At 58.9% G+C, this 18,195-nt stretch carries 17 protein-coding genes and 1 tRNA gene; 17 read left to right on the top strand and 1 reads right to left on the bottom strand.

The annotated features are described in order from the left end of the window. Positions 1-21 precede the first annotated feature (21 nt). The 8 genes from HMPREF9161_RS02620 to tnpA all read left to right on the top strand — a co-directional run bounded on the left by HMPREF9161_RS02620 (position 22) and on the right by tnpA (position 9,270). Positions 22-474, top strand: a complete 453-nt coding sequence (locus tag HMPREF9161_RS02620) for a CtsR family transcriptional regulator (protein ID WP_009728128.1) — start codon at positions 22-24, stop codon at positions 472-474. A gap of 92 nt (positions 475-566) precedes the next feature. Next, on the top strand, positions 567-1,082 hold the full coding sequence (locus HMPREF9161_RS02615) for a UvrB/UvrC motif-containing protein (protein WP_009728127.1): 516 nt from the start codon (positions 567-569) through the stop codon (positions 1,080-1,082). A gap of 2 nt (positions 1,083-1,084) precedes the next feature. After that, positions 1,085-2,155, top strand: coding sequence for a hypothetical protein (locus HMPREF9161_RS02610; RefSeq protein WP_009728126.1), 1,071 nt, complete (start codon positions 1,085-1,087; stop codon positions 2,153-2,155). Between the two features lie 12 nt (positions 2,156-2,167). Beyond that, positions 2,168-4,672 (top strand): ATP-dependent Clp protease ATP-binding subunit, encoded by a 2,505-nt coding sequence (locus HMPREF9161_RS02605; RefSeq protein WP_009728125.1) that lies wholly within the window; start codon positions 2,168-2,170, stop codon positions 4,670-4,672. A gap of 190 nt (positions 4,673-4,862) precedes the next feature. Further along, entirely contained in the window at positions 4,863-6,242 is a 1,380-nt protein-coding gene (radA, locus tag HMPREF9161_RS02600) for a DNA repair protein RadA (protein WP_009728124.1), read from the top strand. Positions 6,243-6,290: 48 nt separating this feature from the next. Next, positions 6,291-7,976: a flagellar hook-length control protein FliK gene (locus HMPREF9161_RS02595; protein ID WP_009728123.1), complete on the top strand. Its 1,686-nt coding sequence runs from the start codon at positions 6,291-6,293 to the stop codon at positions 7,974-7,976. 22 nt (positions 7,977-7,998) lie between these two features. Next, complete coding sequence (locus tag HMPREF9161_RS02590) at positions 7,999-8,547, top strand: flagellar hook assembly protein FlgD (RefSeq protein ID WP_009728122.1); 549 nt, start codon at positions 7,999-8,001, stop codon at positions 8,545-8,547. A gap of 249 nt (positions 8,548-8,796) precedes the next feature. After that, positions 8,797-9,270: an IS200/IS605 family transposase gene (gene tnpA, locus HMPREF9161_RS02585; protein ID WP_009728121.1), complete on the top strand. Its 474-nt coding sequence runs from the start codon at positions 8,797-8,799 to the stop codon at positions 9,268-9,270. Between the two features lie 117 nt (positions 9,271-9,387). Here tnpA and HMPREF9161_RS02580 read toward each other — a convergent pair whose 3' ends face one another. After that, positions 9,388-10,287, bottom strand: a complete 900-nt coding sequence (locus HMPREF9161_RS02580) for a LysR family transcriptional regulator (protein WP_009728120.1) — start codon at positions 10,285-10,287, stop codon at positions 9,388-9,390. A 181-nt stretch (positions 10,288-10,468) separates the two neighbouring features. On the opposite strand from HMPREF9161_RS02580, the gene HMPREF9161_RS02575 reads away from it, so the two are divergent. The 9 genes from HMPREF9161_RS02575 (at position 10,469) to clpX (ending at position 18,168) form a co-directional block, all read left to right on the top strand. After that, a tRNA-Ser gene (locus tag HMPREF9161_RS02575) sits at positions 10,469-10,559 on the top strand. A gap of 54 nt (positions 10,560-10,613) precedes the next feature. Next, positions 10,614-11,948, top strand: coding sequence for an NCS2 family permease (locus HMPREF9161_RS02570; protein WP_009728119.1), 1,335 nt, complete (start codon positions 10,614-10,616; stop codon positions 11,946-11,948). Next, positions 11,945-12,952, top strand: a complete 1,008-nt coding sequence (locus tag HMPREF9161_RS02565) for a ComEC/Rec2 family competence protein (protein ID WP_009728118.1) — start codon at positions 11,945-11,947, stop codon at positions 12,950-12,952. The genes HMPREF9161_RS02570 and HMPREF9161_RS02565 overlap by 4 nt, the downstream gene beginning before the upstream one ends. Then, positions 12,949-13,152 carry a DUF3006 domain-containing protein gene (locus HMPREF9161_RS02560; protein ID WP_009728117.1) on the top strand — a complete coding sequence of 68 codons (204 nt, stop codon included), beginning with the start codon at positions 12,949-12,951 and terminating at the stop codon, positions 13,150-13,152. The genes HMPREF9161_RS02565 and HMPREF9161_RS02560 overlap by 4 nt, the downstream gene beginning before the upstream one ends. A 15-nt stretch (positions 13,153-13,167) precedes the next feature. After that, entirely contained in the window at positions 13,168-14,241 is a 1,074-nt protein-coding gene (locus HMPREF9161_RS02555; protein WP_009728116.1) for an N-acetylmuramoyl-L-alanine amidase, read from the top strand. Between the two features lie 16 nt (positions 14,242-14,257). After that, positions 14,258-14,842: a GerMN domain-containing protein gene (locus tag HMPREF9161_RS02550; RefSeq protein WP_009728115.1), complete on the top strand. Its 585-nt coding sequence runs from the start codon at positions 14,258-14,260 to the stop codon at positions 14,840-14,842. 111 nt (positions 14,843-14,953) lie between these two features. Next, on the top strand, positions 14,954-16,243 hold the full coding sequence (tig, locus tag HMPREF9161_RS02545; RefSeq protein ID WP_009728114.1) for a trigger factor: 1,290 nt from the start codon (positions 14,954-14,956) through the stop codon (positions 16,241-16,243). A 24-nt stretch (positions 16,244-16,267) separates the two neighbouring features. Then, a complete protein-coding gene (clpP, locus tag HMPREF9161_RS02540) occupies positions 16,268-16,888 on the top strand; it encodes an ATP-dependent Clp endopeptidase proteolytic subunit ClpP (protein ID WP_009728113.1) in 621 nt (206 codons plus the stop codon). Positions 16,889-16,902: 14 nt separating this feature from the next. Beyond that, a complete protein-coding gene (clpX, locus tag HMPREF9161_RS02535) occupies positions 16,903-18,168 on the top strand; it encodes an ATP-dependent Clp protease ATP-binding subunit ClpX (RefSeq protein WP_009728112.1) in 1,266 nt (421 codons plus the stop codon). Positions 18,169-18,195: the final 27 nt, after the last annotated feature.

Here is an 18,195-nt window from a genome sequence, read left to right as displayed (position 1 = left end):
ATTTCCGGAGAAGGTGATACAATGAGCAATATTGCCGATATGATCGAGTCGTATATTCTTCGTCAGCTTGCCTCGCGTCAGGACGGCCAGGTGGAACTGCGGCGGACGGATATTGCGGACGAGATTTCGTGCGCGCCGTCGCAGATCAGCTACGTGCTCTCGACGCGCTTTACGCAGGATAAAGGCTTTGTCGTCGAATCGCGGCGCGGGCTCGGCGGGTTCATCCGCATCGTGCAGGTGCCGCTGAAGGATCTTGTCTATGAGGATATGCTGTCGAAGATCGACGAGACGACCGATATGGGGACGGTGCAGTCGATGGTGCGTTATCTGGCGCAGCACGGTATAGTCGAGACGCGCGAAGCGGCGCTCATGATGCAGACGGTGACGGGGCTTTATCATTCTAAGACGCTCGCCGTCAAAGAACGCGTGCAGATGCTCAAGACGATGCTTTTGACCCTCGAAAATTTTACATAGGCATTTTGTGTGAACTATCTTTTGGACGTATACGATGAACTATAAAAGAAACCGATATTTTACCCGGGGGCGAGGGGAAAGGGATTACCGCTATGCTTTGTGAAGAATGCGGACGCAACGAGGCGATCGTGCACATCGTGCAGATCGGCCCGGGCGGACGGAGTGAAAAGAATATATGTATGAACTGTGCGGCACGTTACGGGGAATCGATTCTCCGTGCGCAGCAGCAGAACGTCTCGGTGAACGATTTCCTCAAGAGCGTTTTTGGCGGCAATACGGAGGAGCGCGAGACGGCCGACGACGCGCCGGACATCACCTGTCCGAACTGTGGGATGCGTTTTCAGGACTTTTCGCAGGCGGGCATCGGATGCTCGGTCTGCTACGAGACGTTCCACCGGGAACTCCGGCCGCTCCTGCGCCGCATTCATGGTTCCAGCGTACACCGCGGCAAGATTCCGCGGCGCTCCGGGAGCTCCATTATGCTGCGGCAGGAGGCTGAACAGCTTCGTGCGCGATTAAAGGAAGCCGTCGCGTGCGAGGAATATGAGAAGGCCGCGGAATACCGCGACCGTATCCGCAGCCTGGAGCGGCAGATGGAGGAGGGGTGAATATGGCGCTCGACAATCTCCTCTCCGACGGACGGCTCTCGTGGTTCGGCGCTGGCGGGCGGGACGGCGACGTCGTACTCTCGAGCAGGGTGCGCCTCGCTCGGAACCTGGTGCGGCTCCCATTCCCCAACCGCGCGGACCATGCGCAGCTCGGCGAGATCTGCAGCGCCGTGGACACGGCGCTCGAATCCGTGAGCACAGATACCGGGCAAAGCTTTGAGCGTGCGGAGATCGACCGCCTGACGGCACTGCAGCGCGCGGTGCTGATCGAAAAACGCCTCATCAGTGAGAAATTCGCGGAGGCACAGCCGTATCGAACCGCATATATCAGCGACGATACGAGCGTCAGCATTCTCGTCAACGAGGACGATCATCTGCGGATCCAGGCGATGGCGCCGGGGCTCGGGCTCACGCAGGCATTTGAGTCGGCGTCCAAACTGGACGATTATATTGAGGAGCGGCTGGATCTAGCCTTTGACGAGACGATGGGGTATCTGACGGCCTATCCGACGAACCTCGGGACGGGGCTGCGCGCCTCGGTGCTCCTGCATCTGCCGGGGCTCGTCTATACGCGCAATATCGATAATATCGTCAACACATCGCCGCAGCTCGGCCTCGCGGTGCACCCGCTCGAGGGCGACGGCGAGGCGGCGCATATCTATAAGATGTCAAACCAGCTCACGCTGGGGTACTCCGAGTCCGAGATTATTGAGAACCTGCGCGCCGCGGTCGGTGAGATCATCGGACACGAGCGGCGCGCGCGCAAGGCGCTCTCCTACTTCGGCAAGGACGGTGTGGAGGACGGCGTATGGCGCGCCTATGGGATTCTCTCGTATGCGCGGTCGCTCACAGAGCAGGAGGTATTCGACCTCGCGTCGCGCGTGCGGTTCGGCATAGACCGCGGCATCATCACGGGCATCAGCCCGGACTGCTATGCGGAGATCCTCGTCGCGATGCGCGAGGGGTATCTGAAAAATTTAGCGGAAAACGAAAATTTATCACAAAACGAGATCAGCAGCGTACGCGCGGCGCGTGTGCGCGAGATACTCGATGCGTATCGCATTCGGGGATAGGAGGGGGACAGCTTGAATTATCGGCAGTTTTTTACACAGTCGGCCATCAAGGCCGTCGAGTTTTCACAGTATATCGCGCAGCGCCGCGGCAAAGGGTACATCGGCACCGGCCAGTTGCTGCTCGGTATTCTGCACATGCGCGATACGATCGCGGCGGATGTGCTGAGCAGAAACGGCGTGGATTATGACGGCGCGGAGCAGGTCATTCGCGGCGCGGACGGGTTTCAAGACGTCCGTATAGCGAACGACGAAGTGCCCTACTATACGCGCCGCGCACAGCGCGTCATGCAGGGAGCCATCGATACGGCGCGTGAAGAGCGTTCGTTCGTGACGACCGAGCATATTCTGCTCAGTCTGCTCACCGAGGCGGAGGGGACCGCGGTGCGGACGCTCGAGGAATTCGACGTCGATATCGAGGAACTCCAGGGCGAGGTCTTTGACCGTATGAATACCGCGGCGGAGGAACCGAAGGGGAAATCGGCGCGCAAGAAGTCCGGCAAGAGCGAAAAACAGGGGCTGCCCGTATCGCTCAAAAAATATGCGCGGGATCTCGTCGCCCTCGCGCGCAGCGGCGGAATTGACCCCGTTATCGGGCGGGAGACCGAGATCGACCGATTGATCCAGATTCTTGCGCGGCGGACGAAGAATAATCCGCTCCTCCTCGGAGAAGCGGGGGTCGGCAAAACGGCCGTCGCGGAGGGGCTCGCGCAGCGCATTGCGGACGGCGAGGTGCCGTTCCTGCTCGAGAACAAACGCATCGTCTCTCTCTCTATGACGGCGCTTGTGGCGGGGACGAAATACCGCGGGGAGTTCGAGGAGCGGCTCAAAAATGTCGTCGACGATGTGATCAAATCGAAGGATTTGATCCTATTCATTGACGAGATTCATACGCTCATCCGTACCGGCGGCGCGGAGGGCTCGCTCGATGCGGCGAATATCCTCAAGCCGGCGCTTGCGCGCGGGGAGATGCAGATCATCGGCGCGACGACGCAGACGGAATACAAGAAGCATTTCGCAAAGGACAGCGCGCTTGCCCGCCGTTTCCAGACGGTTACGGTGGGAGAACCCGACGAGGCCGACGCGGAGAAGATCCTTTTCGGTCTGCGCGATAAATACGAAGAGTTCCATCACGCGCGTATCGAGGACGCCGCCGTAACGGCGGCCGTACACCTATCGAAGCGTTATATCACGGACCGGTATTTGCCGGATAAGGCCATCGATCTGATGGATGAAGCGGCCTCGCGTGTACGTATGAAGCATATCGGCACGAGCGACGCGCTTTCGAGCCTGCGCAATGAGATTGCCGGCCTTGTCAAGGAGAAGGATATCGCCATCAGCGGTCAGGACTATGAGGAGGCGGCGCGCCTGCGCGACCGGGAGCAGGAGCTGCGCGTACAGCTCGAGGCATCGCGGCGCGGCGATGAGCAGCGCACGCTGATTCTCGTGGCGGAGGACGATATCGCGGGCGTCGTGGCGCAGTGGACGGGGATTCCCGTACAGCGCATCGCGGCGAAGGAATCGGATCGGCTGCTCGCTCTCGAAAAGACCATCGGGCGCCGCGTGATCGGGCAGGATGAGGCCATACGAGCCGTCTCTAAGGCTGTGCGCCGCGCGCGTGCCGGCGTCAAAGATCCGCGCCGTCCCATCGGCTCGTTCCTCTTTCTCGGGTCGACGGGCGTCGGCAAGACGGAGCTCGCGCGCGCCCTGGCCGAGAGCGTGTTCGGTACGGAAGAAGCGATCATCCGCTTCGATATGTCGGAATATATGGAGAAGCATACGACGGCACGTCTCGTCGGCGCGCCTCCGGGCTATGTCGGCTATGAGGAGGGCGGCCAACTCACCGATGCCGTCCGCAAGAAGCCGTTCTCCATCATCCTCTTTGACGAGGTGGAGAAGGCGCACCCCGACGTGTTCCATATGCTCCTGCAAGTCCTTGAGGACGGGCGTTTGACGGACGGTCAGGGGACGGTGACGGACTTCCGCAATACGATCATCATTATGACTTCGAACGCGGGGGCGAATCACCTGCGCTCCACCACGGGGCAGATCGGCTTTTCCATGGGACAGACTGCCGGCACGGACGAGGAACGTGCGAAGCAGCGCGTGATGGAGGAGGTCAAGAAACTCTTTAAGCCCGAGTTCCTCAACCGCGTGGACGATACGGTCGTCTTTAACGCCCTCGGCGAACCGCAGCTCTCGAAGATTGTGGACATTCTGCTGCGCGATGTGAAAGCGCGTCTTGCGGAGCAGGAGATCAATCTCGAGGTCAGCCCTTCGGCAAAGCGCGTGCTCATCACGAAGGGGACCGATGTGAAATTCGGCGCGCGGCCTCTCCGCCGGGCCATCCAAAAGAATATTGAAGACGAGCTGGCGGAGCGCCTCCTCGCGCGCGAGTTCGGGGCGGGCGACACCGTCTCCGTGCGCAAATCCGGAGACGGGCTGGATTTCGTCAAGAAGGTTCACACGAAGGAAAGCCGGGCGAAGAAGCCGGATAAGGCCGCGTGCAATGAGGTTTGATCCCCGCACACGCCGGAATACGCTCGCGTTCGCCTCGCGCGGCGCGGGCTCGGCGAATTTCCTGCTCAATCTGGGGTGGTCCCTGTATTGGCTTACGAGATCGGCGTATCGTTTATTGAAAAAGAGAATTTGACGACGGATAGGGAAGCACCGAAACAGCGGCGCTTCCCTATCTCTGTTGGGAGAACCTATGGGAAAGAAGAAGAAAACCGCCTATGTTTGTCAGTCCTGCGGATATGATTCGGCGAAGTGGATGGGCAAGTGCCCTGGCTGCGGCGCATGGAACTCTATGGCGGAGGAGATTATTGTGTCGGAGGCGGCGGTCGAGCGCCGGCGCGGAGGCGGCGGAGATACGGCGCCGCCGCAGCCCATCGGAGAGATCGCGGTCGAGGATCTGCCGCGCTTTTCGACCGGCTCGGGGGAGCTCGACCGCGTGCTCGGCGGCGGCGTGATTCCCGGATCGATGGTACTGATTGTCGGGGATCCCGGCGTGGGGAAATCGAGCCTCACGCTGCGCGTCTCCGCGGATATCGCACGCGCAGGACAACGCGTCCTTTACGTGACGGGTGAGGAGAGCGTGCGGCAGATCCGCATGCGCGCGGATCGACTGCGGGCGGTTGCGGATGGCCTGCTCGTCGTCAGCGAGACAAATCTCGACGCGATCTGCGCCCATGTGATGAAGGAGAAACCGGCGCTCTTCATCATCGACTCGATCCAGACGATGTACCGCCCCGATATCGAGAGCGCGCCCGGCAGCGTGTCGCAGGTGCGCGAGTGCGCAATGGAACTGATGCGACTCGCGAAGACGGAGGGGATTGCCGTCTTTGTCATCGGCCACGTGACGAAGGAAGGGAGCCTCGCGGGACCGCGGGTTCTCGAGCATATTGTCGATACGGTGCTCTATTTCGAAGGGGAACGCAGCGCCGAGTACCGCGTCCTGCGCGCCGTGAAGAATCGGTTCGGCAGCACCAACGAACTCGGGCTCTTTGAGATGCGCGACACGGGACTCGTCGACGTGCCGGATGCGTCGAAGCTCTTCCTTTCCGATCGAGGGCAGGACAGCGGCTCGGTCATCGTACCGACGGTGGAGGGGACGCGCCCCCTGCTCGTCGAGGTGCAGGCGCTCGTTGCGCCGACGCCGTATCAGCCGCCGCGCAGGACGGCGGACTCCGTGGACGTCAAGCGGCTCCAACTCCTGCTCGCCGTACTAGAGAAACGGGTGAAGCTTCCCATCGGCGCCGCGGACGTCTACGTCAAGGTTGCGGGCGGCATCCGCCTCGACGAACCCGCCGCCGATCTCGCGCTTTGCGTCGCGATGGCGTCGAGTTTTGCCAATCGGCTGCCGCGTTCCCATATGGCGGTCTGCGGCGAGGTCGGACTCTCGGGCGAGGTGCGCGCCGTATCGCAGGCCGAACTCCGTGTCACGGAGGCCCGGCGGCTTGGGTTCCGCGCGGCGCTCCTGCCGATGAAGAACTATCGGCAGCTCCAAGGAAAGTTTGACGATATGGAGCTCTTCGGCGTGGAGACGATCGGCGACGCGCTCAAACGCGCTATGCCAAAAAACATTTAAGAAATGCGGGGCGCATTCCGATAAACAATTAGAAGAGGTGATGTGTAGATGAATGCAACCGGTCTCATGGCTGTGTCCACAGGAGAAGGAGCCTCCGCGGGAGCAGGCGCGCAGAGCGTGCGCCCGGTATCCGCGGCGAACCGTACGCAAACAACCTCAGGGAAGAATTCGTTCAGCGATACGTTTGACGCACTGCAAAAGAAAACGGATGCGGAGCCGTCAAAAACAAATGCGCGCGATGCCGCCGCAGGAAAGACGCAAAAAGGAAACGCGCCTTCGGCAGACAAAACGCCTTCGCAGGACGCACAGGACGTGACGGCGGATATGCCGAAGGCGGCGCACGCGCCGAAAGGAACCGGCGGACAAAAGAGCGCGCAGAGGCGCGGCGACGATGCCGCGGATATGCCTTCTGCCGCGGTATCGGCAGTCAGCGCGGCGCTGCAAGCGGCGTTGACCGCGACCGATGCCGATGCGGATGAGACGCTGGACAGCGCGCTGACAGACATTCTGGAACGCTATGGCCTGACGGCAGAGCAGCTCGAGGGCAATGAGATGCAGAGCGCGGTGCGGAGCCTTTTGCAGCAAGTGCCCGCAGAAGAGCTCAAGAACCGGAATTTTCTCCGCATGCTTTCGGGAGAGCCGCTTGCGCAGACGGGGGAGGAACTCTCGGGTGCGCCGGAGATCCCGGCGAGCACGCCGCTTGCGGTACTTACCGCCCAGCTTCGCAGTGCGATGAATGAGGACATCAGACGCACGGCTGAGAATTTGCCCGCGCTTGCGGAAGAAAATGCCGAACTGCTCGCACAGACGACTGCGGATCGCCTCATTGCAAATACGGAGGGACGGCAGACGGCGCAGAACGCGGCGCTCAGCCGCGCGCTGCAGAACGTCGTGGAGGGCGTGCCGATTGCACAGGAGGCCGCCGCGCCGCTCGCACAGGAAAACGACCAAAATATAAAAGCGGAAAAACTCCTTGGAGACGCCCTTACCGCCGAGGAGAACGGCGACGACCCGTCGCCGCTTGATATTCTCGCACAGCGGACGATGCGCCGTGAGGCGATGGGACAGGGAACGCAGCAGGAGGAGCGGCAGAGCGCGGGACAGCAGCTCCCATTTGCACGCTCTGAGACAGTTGCGGAACCCGTGCCGCGGCCGGTTGAATTCGCCCCGCAGAGCCCGCAGCCTTTCGGTGTGCCGTCGGACGCCCCCGCGGCGCGTGATACAGCATCTGCCGCGCCCGCGCAGGAAACGGCTCCGCAGAGGCCGCAGACCGACTACGAGATCCCGCGTCAGATCGTAGAGCAGGTGCGGCTCCTGCGGACGCTTACTGATACGCAGATGGTCATTCGGCTGAAGCCGGAGCACCTCGGCGAACTCACGCTGCGCGTTGCCGTCGGGTCCGACGGCGCCGTACAGGCCTCGTTCCACAGCGATAACGCGCAGGTGCGCAACGTCATCGAGAACAGCCTCGTTCAGCTTCGGCAGGAACTGAACAATCAGGGGCTTAAGGTCGACCGCGTCGGCGTTTACACAGGTCTTGCGGACGGACAGATGCCGCAGGGGCAGGGGCAGCAGGCGTGGCAGCAAAGCGACGGCGGCCGCGGCAATATCCGTGTTTACGGCCGCGGGGACGCGGACGAGTATGAGGCCGACATCGAGGGCGTCCCGGCCGTCGTCGGCGCGGCGGAGCCGGGCGGAGTGATGACGGCGGACGGCGTGGACTACCGTGTATAATACGGTCTGAGGAGGAACTATCGTGGCAAATCCATTGAATACAATCACGGCAAACGGCGTTACGCAGGCGCTTTCGGACTATGAGGCGGCGCAGAATCAAGCAAAAGCGGCGAACAAGAAAAGCGACGCTCTTGGCAAAGACGCCTTTCTCCAGCTCCTGGTTACGCAGATGAAATATCAGGATCCGCTCGATCCGCAGGACAACAGCGAATACCTCTCGCAGCTCGCGCAGTTCTCCGCACTCGAGCAGATGACGAACGTTGCCAAAGGCCTTTCGGACGTGACGAAGGTCGTTGACAATATCAATTCCTCCGTCCTCATCGGCCAGCTCAGCGGAATGATCGGACAGCCCGCCCAATGGATCACACAGGTGAAGGGTGAGGACGGCAAGATGACGAAACAGAGTTTCGAAGGGAAGATCATCGGCGTCAGCATCACGGACGGTGAGCCGAGCATCATTGCCGACGTGAACGGCAAGACGCATCAGGTCAGGATTTCCGAACTCGTACGCATCGGGCGGATGTCGGCACAAACGCCGGCCCCGACTCCGGCGCCCAATCCAACTCCTTGAGAATTCCATAGATGAATGTGCAAATGCCGCTGAAACAGCGTTTCGGCGGCATTTTTCTTATAGGGCGTAACCTATAAAATAAAAAAGAGCAGGGAGGAGATGCTCCGCTGCTCTTTTTGTATAAAGAAAACCACGCGATAGTCGCGTGGTTCCAAAGAGCTTAAGCGGTGAAAAAATAGACCCTAGTATGGTAAGCTAGAGCCGAGCCTGCCAGCTTAGCAAGAGCAACCGTACTAGGGAGGTCACATAATGTCAAAACAAGAAAATGCAGACAGACATAGTTTAGCACATACGAGGTGGAATTGTAAGTACCACATAGTATTTGCCCCGAAATATCGGAGGAAAGTGTTTTATGCAGAGAAACGGACGGCAATACGAGAGATATTTCGGACGTTATGCCGGTGGAAAGGTGTAGAAATAATCGAAGGAGAGGTGTGTCCAGATCATATCCACATGCTGATAAGTATCCCACCGAAAATGAGTGTATCGGGGTTTATGGGGTATCTAAAAGGCAAGAGCAGCTTAATGATATTCCAGAAGTTTGGGAATATGAAATTTGCATATAGGAACCGGGAGTTTTGGTGTAAAGGTTACTATGTGGATACGGTAGGGAAAAACACGAAGGCGATAACAGAATACATCGAAGGTCAACTGAAACGAGACAGGGAATCTGATCAGTTGAGTTTATTTGACCCGAGAGACCCATTTATGGGTGGCAAGTAACAAACGCATGGCTGGCAGGCCAATAAAAAGCGTACTTGTACGCCGCTAGTAATATTAGGGCTATGCCCGAAAATGAAAAACCACCCGCTACGCGGGTGGATATTTATTTTAGGATTCTTACTGTGCAGAGTCCGTATATTCCGTATCAAACCGCTGCATAATGAACTGCTGAAAGCAGAGTGCGGCGGGAGACAGCTGCAGATTCGTGTTCCATGCGATGCCGACGGCACGCTTGCAGATCGGAAAGGAGACGGGGATGTACGAGAGCCCCGGGTATCCGACACCGGCAAATTTCGGCAGGAGGCTCACGCCGAGCCCCGCAGAGACGAAACCGGAGACGGTCGAGACGTCGTCGCCTTCGAACGTGATCTCAGGGTGAACGCCCGCGAGTTCGAAGAATTGATCCACGAGGATGCGCAGGCTGTAGCTTTTCTTCGGCGCGATCAGAGGCTCATCCTCCAGTTCGCGCAGATCCACACTCTCGCGTGAAGCAAGTCGGTGACCCTGCGGTACCGTGGCGAACAGTTCCTCCGACCAAAGGTATACCCACGCGCTGTGCTCCGTCGTCGGCATCGTCGAGCAGAGACAGAGATCCGTCTCACCGGCCTCAACCCACTGCGCGAGCGTTGCCGAGTCCTGCTGGTGGAGCCGGATACGGATGTCGGGATAGCGCTCCCGGAAGTCGCGCAGGAGGCGGGGAAGGAGGTAACTGCCGAGGGAATGGATGAAGGAGAGTTTGAACGACGGCTGTTCGCCCGAACGGTGTACCCGCGCCTCTTCTTTTGCGGTATCGACTTCCCGCAGGATACGGTCCGCGTGCCGCAGCAGTCGTTCCCCTTCGGCGGTCAGTTCGATCTCACCGTCGCGGCGCTTGAAGAGATGCACGCCGAGCTCTTGCTCCAGCTTCGACATGGAACGGCTGAGCGCGGGCTGAGACACATCGACCATGCGTGCGGCTCGTGTAAAATGGCGGATATTCGCCATCACCTGAAAGTATTTTAATTGAGCAATCTCCATATGATTCCTCCGTTTCCTTCCCCTCTATTATAACCGCCGGATACAGTCTATACAATATAGTATCATATAGAATTATTAAATATTCATTTGCGCGCGGCTCCGAAAACCTTTTTCATCTTGACAACAATGCATGCTTCTGATAATATATTCCATGTCGCAAAAGCGGCGGAAAAGTACATATGGAGTGGTACTCAAGAGGCTGAAGAGGACGGTTTGCTAAATCGTTAGAGTGGGTAACCGCTGCGAGAGTTCGAATCTCTCCCACTCCGCCATTTCTATCCTTAGCCTTTACCGGGCTTTTTTTGTTTTTTTAAGGAGATGCTGCTATGGAGATGCAGGGAACGCCGCCGTCATTCATCGAACGATATTTCAAAGTGCGTGAAAAGGGCTCGACGGTTCGGACGGAGCTTCTCGCCGGTATGACGACCTTTATCGCGATGGCATACATCCTGTTTGTCAACCCGAACATCCTTGCCGACGCGGGGATTCCGAAGGAAGCGGCGATCGCTTCGACGATCTGGATCGCGGCGCTGGCCTCCATGGCGATGGGGCTCTTTGCGAACTATCCAGTCGCGCTCGCGCCGGGCATGGGACTCAACGCGTTTTTTTCCTACTATGTCTGCGGCGTGCTCGGCCTGCACTGGACGGTTGCGCTCGGCGCCGTGTTCTTCTCCGGCGTGCTCTTTCTGATCCTGACGGTCGGCGGCATCCGGCAGGCGATCATCAACGCCGTGCCGCGGGATCTGAAACTCGCCATCAGCGTCGGCATCGGGCTCTTCATCGCGTTCATCGGGCTGAAGGGCACGGGGCTCATCGTTGAGAACGCGGCGACTTACGTCTCCCTCGGACATGTCACCGCGCCGACGACGCTGATCTCGCTCTTTGGGCTGCTCTTTACGGCGGCGCTGACGGCGCGCAATATTCACGGTGCGATCCTCATCGGCATCTTTGTCACGACGGCCTTGGCGATGGCGTTTGGGCTGACGCCCGCGCCGCACGGGATTGCGGATATCGTCAGCACATCGCTTCCGCATATGGGGGCGACGTTCGGCCGGCTCGACATCGCGGGGGCATGGCACTACGGGCTGGTCTCCATCATCTTTACGTTTACCGTCGTCGAACTGTTTGATAATATGGGCACATTGATCGGTCTGACCGCCAAAGCCAAAATGGTAAAACCGGACGGCCGGATCGAAAATATCGATAAAGCGCTCACGACGGACGCCGTCGGTACGATGACATCGGCGGTATTCGGCACGTCGACGGTCACGTCCTATATCGAGAGCGCGGCGGGGATTGCGGCGGGCGGCCGCACCGGGCTGACTGCCGTCGCGGCGGGGCTGCTTTTCCTGACAGCGCTGCTGTTTACGCCGCTCATCGGCCTTGTGCCAGCGTTTGCGACGGCGCCGGCGCTGATCCTCGTCGGCGCGCTTTTGATGTCCGAAGTGGGTAAAATCAACTTTGCCGACTTTACGGACGCGCTGCCGGCATTTCTCACGATCATCATGATGCCGCTCACGTCGAGTATTGCGAACGGCTTTGCGTTCGGGTTCATCAGCTACACGGTCATGAAAATCGTCAGCGGACAGCATCGGAAAGTCAGCTGGATCATGTATCTCGTTTCGATCGCGTTCCTGATCAATTTGGCGCTGCGCTCATGAGAAAATATTTCCGCAGAAACGGATGGATTGTTCTCGCGACGTGCGTCGTATTTCTGCTCGCACAGTTTCTTGTGCGCAGTTTCGACGCATTCCCTGCGCGCGGCGATGCGCGGGAACATCCGGCCGAAGGAACGCTCATCGTTCGGATGTTGGACGTGGGACAGGGGGATGCGATCCTCGTGCAGACGGGAACGCAGAACATTCTCATCGATACGGGGGACGTCGACGAGCGGGAGAAGCTGCGCGCCGGACTCGCGCAGGCCGGCGTGACGAAAATCGACAAGATCATCCTCACGCATCCGCATGCCGACCATATCGGCGGGATGGAAATCCTGCTCAAGGAATATACTGTGGGCGAGGTCTATGATAATGGGCAGCCGTCGAATTCGCCCGTCTACCGCGGCTATATGAAGCAGCTCCAAGCAATGCATGTGAAGAGCCGCGCGTTGACCGCCGGCGAGACTTTGGATCTTGGCGGCGGCGCCTCTTTTGAGGTACTGGCGCCGTCGCCCGAGATGATAGATCGGGTGCACAGGGAGAAAAACAAAAAATCCGATCCCAATAATGAATGCGTGGTCGGACGGCTTGTCTTCGGCAATTTCACCATGATGTTCACGGGCGATGCGGAAAAGGAAGAAGAGGGAGCGATCCTCGGCGCTTCCGATTCCATGCGTCTGCGGAGTGCGGTTCTAAAGGTCGGACATCACGGCAGCAAGACCTCGTCGAGCGCCGCGTTTTTGAAGGCCGTACAGCCTGAAACGGGGCTCATATCCTGCGGCGTCCCCAGCGAATACGGACATCCGCATAAGAGAATACGAGAGGCGCTCAGAGACCGCGGGATGGATATTTACAGCACGCCGGCGAACGGTATGATCACGATTACCAGCGATGGAAATACCTATCGCGTCGAACCGGAAAAAGGAAACAAAAATGATTTCAGCATCTATGAGGAACGAGAGAAGAATGAACCGCAGCATCCGCCGGGAAAGGGGAGGAAGAAATGATCTCCGCGTACGTCGACCGTTTTGAAGAGGAATACGCCGTGCTCCTGCTCGGCGAATCTATGAAGAAAGTAAACTTCCCCCGGGCATTTCTGCCCGACGATATTGGGGAAGGAGACTATATACGGATTTCAGTCGCACGCGACGCGGCCGCGACGGAAGCCGCCGCCGCAGAGGCGCGCGCACTGCTACACGACCGATAGGAGGTGTTACCGGTATTGAACTACGGTATTTTGAAAAACCTGACGCGGATGAAAACATTGCTGACGGCGGCGGCGCTGCTCGTCTGCATTTTCACGATTTTTGCCGGGACGGGCGAGGCGAAGGGGAAGATTCATCGTCTGACGAATGTGACAAGCGATGTGACCGAGATTGACGGGCGCGCGGCGCTGCACATTGAGATTGAAACGAACCGGACGGGACTCTCCTATGCGCTCTCTCAGCGCTACCGCGCGGACAACCGGCTGGTTATCGACATCGAGGATGTCGAGATCGGAAAGAACCTTCCGCAGGAGATTGCTCTTGACGGTACGATCGCACAGAAACTTGTCCTGGCGCAGCGCGAGGACCATCGCGCCGTTCTGCGTATCTATACGGTGCAGTCCCTGGCGCATGAGGATGCGTACCGTCTGCGTACCGTGCCGGGGGATGCGGGCGGCAAGACCAAGGAAAAACTCGTCATCGATATCTTTGCCGACGGCGGGAAGGCCCTCGGGACGGCGGTGCGCGGACATACGGTCGTACTTGATCCCGGTCACGGCGGCAGCGACTCGGGCGCGGTCGGATACTCCGGCATACGCGAAAAGGATGTCGCGCTCGCCGTGGCGCTCCAAACGGAGTCCCTCCTGCGCGCGGCCGGGGCGAACGTCGTCATGACGCGCACGCGGGACGCGGACGTTTCCGATACCGATCATTCTCCGAGGGGAGAGCTGCAGGCGCGCGTGGATGTCGCTGCGGGCAACCCACGGTCCGAGCTGTTCCTCTCCATTCACTGCAACGCCTTTACGAATCCGGACGCGCACGGCATGGAGACCTATTATTATCCGAAGACGGACAACGACGAGCGATTTGCGCGTCTGCTCAATGAGGAACTCGAGACGGCGGGCGGGCTTTTCAACCGCGGCGTGAAATATGCGAAGTTCTATGTCCTGCGCCATACGGAGATACCGGCGTCCCTGGTAGAGATGGGGTTCCTCTCAAATCCGGAGGAGGAGGCGCTGCTCGGCAGTGCGGATTATCAAAAGAAGATGGCGGAAGCGTTGTTCCGTGCGATTGTACGTTATTTTGAATGAAAGGAAGAGAGCGGAAATGTCGATAGGATCTAAATACAAGAGATATATACTCTGCGGCCTCGTCTGCACCGCGTTCCTGGCGCTCGTGGCAGGATGCGGGGAGGAGCAGAAAGCGTCCGGACCCGCAACTGCCGCCGAGGCGCAGACCGAGAAGGATGTTCCCGAATGCTGCCGCCCGAAAGAGCCGAAGGCGCTCAAAGTGAATGTGTACTATCCGAAGGACGACGGTATGGGACTGGTTGCGGTCAGCCGTATGGTCAACACCGAGAAAGACGATAAGTACACGGCCGTGATGAAGTCCCTTCTCACCGGCACAAAGGAGAAGGGACAGACGAACGTCATACCGAAAAAGACGAAGATGCACAGCATCACAGTGAAAGACGGCGTGGCGACGGTGGACTTCTCCAAGGAACTGCGGCAAAACTTCAGCGGCGGGTCGACGGGGGAAGAGATGCTCGTCGGCTCGATCGTCGATACGCTCACGGAGTTCCCGGAGGTGGAGAAGGTGCGCATTCTCATCGACGGCGCGCAGGTAGAGACGCTCTCCGGGCATATGGACCTCTCCGAGCCGCTTGCGCGGATGCCTGAGTTGGTGAAATAAGCTGTCTTGTCATTTTGACCGTTTTATGATACCATACAGATGATATAAAGGCGGGGAACGCTTTATTTGTGCGCCCACACATAGGAAAGAAACAGGAGGTCGTTTCATACAATGAAGGTTACGGCAGAGCATGGTGAAAACCGAGAAGTCACTCTGACGATTGAAGTTGAGCAGGATAAATTGGCAAAGGCGTCGGAGGGCGCGGCAAAGCGTATTTCCTCCCGCGTGAATATTCCGGGCTTCCGCAAGGGCAAGGCGCCCCGCAAGATTGTCGAGAATTTTGTCGGCAAGGATGCGATCCTGCAGGAAGCGTTCGAAGGACTTGCACAGAAGGCGTTTGAGAATGCTCTGACGGAGGAGAATATGGAGCCCGTGACGCGTCCCGAGATCGATATCGTGACGCTCGAGGAGGGCAAGAACGTCGTCTTTACGGCGAAGTTTACGCAGCGCCCCGACGTGCGGTTGGGGCAGTACAAGGGACTGACCGTCGAGAAGAAGGAAGTCGCCGTGGCGGACGAAGATATCGACCGTCAGATCGAGGGCATGCGCCAGAATCAGGGCACGCTCGTCGATGCACCCGCGGATGCGGCCGTGAAGAAGGACGATTTTGTAACGCTCGACTTCGAGGGCTTTGTCGACGGCAAGGCGTTCGATGGAGGCAAGGGGGAGGACTATCCGCTCCAGATCGGGTCGGGCAGCTTCATCCCGGGCTTTGAGGATCAGCTCATCGGCGCGAAGGTCGGCGAGGAGCGCGAAGTGAAGGTCACGTTCCCCGAGGAGTACCATGCGGAGAATTTGAAGGGCAAAGACGCCGTCTTTAAATGTGCGATCCGCAGCATCAAGTCGCGCGAACTGCCGGATCTCGACGATGCGTTTGCAAAAAAAGCAAGCAAGTTTGAGACGCTGGCGGAACTCCGCGAGGATATCCGTAAGAATCTTCTCTCCGGCGCGGAGCGCCGGGCGGAGACCGAGCGCCGCACGAAAGCGATCGATACGGCAACGGACAACTGCACGATGGAGATCCCGCCGGTCATGGTGGAGAACCGCATCACCGCGATGATTCAGGAGATGGCAATGCGTCTCGAGCAGCAGGGCATGAGTCTCGAGCAGTACCTCCAGTATGCGGGGCTCGATATCGCAAAGATTCGCGAAGAGTACCGTGAGACGGCGGAAAAGAACGTCCGCACCGATCTCATGCTCGAAGAGGTCGCTAAGGCAGAAGGCATCAAAGTCGAGGGCAGAGATCTCGATCAGGAGGTCTACGCGATGGCGGTTTCCTACGGCGCGACGCCGAAACAGGTTCAGAAGATCATCAAAGAGCAGGGGCGTGTCGGCGATCTTGCGGCGACCGTGCTGCGCAAGAAGACGGCGCAGTTCATCGTCGACAATATCACGGCGTAACGTGTCCCCTGTGCGGAGGAATATATGAGTTACTATGTACCGATGGTGGTGGAGAACTCGAGCCGCGGGGAGCGTGCCTATGACATTTACTCCCGCCTGCTCAAAGAGCGCATCATCTTTCTCGGCGGACCGATTGACGACAACGTGGCGAACGTCGTCATCGCGCAGATGCTCTTTTTGGAATCCGAGGATCCCGATAAAGACATCCACCTCTACATCAATAGCCCGGGCGGCGTTGTGACCGCGGGGCTCGCCATGTACGACACAATGCAGTACATCAAACCCGACGTCTCGACCATCTGCATCGGGCAGGCGGCGAGCATGGCTTCGATCCTGCTGGCGGCGGGGGCTCCGGGCAAGCGCTACGCCCTCCCGCAGGCGCGCATCATGATCCATCAGCCCTCGGGCGGCGCGCAGGGGCAGTCGACCGACATTCAGATTCAGGCGAAGGAGATCCTCCGCCTGCGCGAGACCGCAAACGAGATCCTCGCAAAGCATACGGGGCAAAAACCTGAGGCGATCAACGTGGATACGGAGCGCGACAACTTCATGTCCGCCGAGGATGCGAAGGCATACGGTCTCATCGACGAGGTCGTCGTCCGCCCCAAGGCCGCCGCGTCTAAAGAGAGCAAGAACAAAGGCTGAGGGGGTGTGACGCGATGAAATTTGGCGAGGAAGACAAGGGGCAGCTCAAATGCTCGTTCTGCGGCAAGACGCAGGAGCAGGTGCGCAAGCTCGTTGCCGGTCCCGGCGTTTATATCTGTGACGAATGCATCGAACTCTGCAATGAGATCATCGACGAGGAGTTCAGCGACGACGTTGAAGTCGGGCTGAAAGACGTCCCCAAACCGAAGGAAATCCGCCGCATACTCGACCAGTACGTCATCGGACAGGACGAGGCGAAAAAGTCGCTCTCCGTCGCGGTCTATAACCATTACAAGCGCATCAATATGGGGCAGGGGAAAGGCGAGGATGTCGAACTGCGCAAGTCGAACATCCTCATGATCGGCCCTACGGGCAGCGGCAAGACGCTGCTCGCACAAACGCTCGCGCGCATCCTGAACGTGCCGTTCGCCATCGCGGACGCAACCTCGCTCACAGAGGCGGGGTACGTCGGCGAGGATGTCGAGAACATACTTCTCAAACTCATTCAGGCGGCGGACTACGACATTGAGAAAGCGCAGCGCGGCATCATCTATATCGACGAGATTGATAAGATCGCGCGCAAGTCGGAGAATCCGTCCATTACGCGCGATGTTTCGGGCGAGGGCGTGCAGCAGGCGCTCCTCAAGATCCTCGAGGGGACGACGGCGTCCGTGCCGCCGCAGGGCGGACGCAAGCATCCGCAGCAGGAACTCCTGCAGATCGACACGACGAACATTTTATTTATCTGCGGCGGCGCCTTCGACGGCATTGAGGAGATCATTGAATCGCGTCTCGGGAAGAAGCAGATGGGATTTGGCGCGGAAGTGCGCTCGAAAAAGCGCGTTTCCGTCGGAGAGTCGCTCAGCAAGGTCATTCCCGAAGACCTCATGAAAAACGGGCTGATCCCCGAGTTTATCGGGCGTCTGCCCGTCGTCGTCACGCTCAGTTCGCTGGATGAGGCGGCGATGGTTCGTATTCTGACAGAACCGAAGAACGCGCTCGTCAAGCAGTTCCAGAAACTCTTGGAACTCGATGGCGTACGCCTCACGTTCGAGGACGACGCGCTGCATCTTATCGCAAAGGAAGCGCTTACGCACAAGACGGGGGCGCGCGGCCTGCGCGCCATCATCGAGGGGCTCATGCGCAACGTGATGTACGAGGTGCCGTCCATCCAAGGCGTCACCGCATGTCAGGTGACGAAGGATGTCATCGCAAACCGGAGCGACCCCATTCTGACCATTGAGGGCAAGGGCGCGGCGAAGATGGCGGCCGCCAACTGACGGTTTTTTTTAGAATGAGAAAGGGGC

It is taken from the genome of Selenomonas sp. F0473, from assembly GCF_000315545.1.
Lineage (GTDB): Bacteria > Bacillota > Negativicutes > Selenomonadales > Selenomonadaceae > Centipeda.
This window is presented reverse-complemented; position numbering and strand designations above follow the sequence as displayed.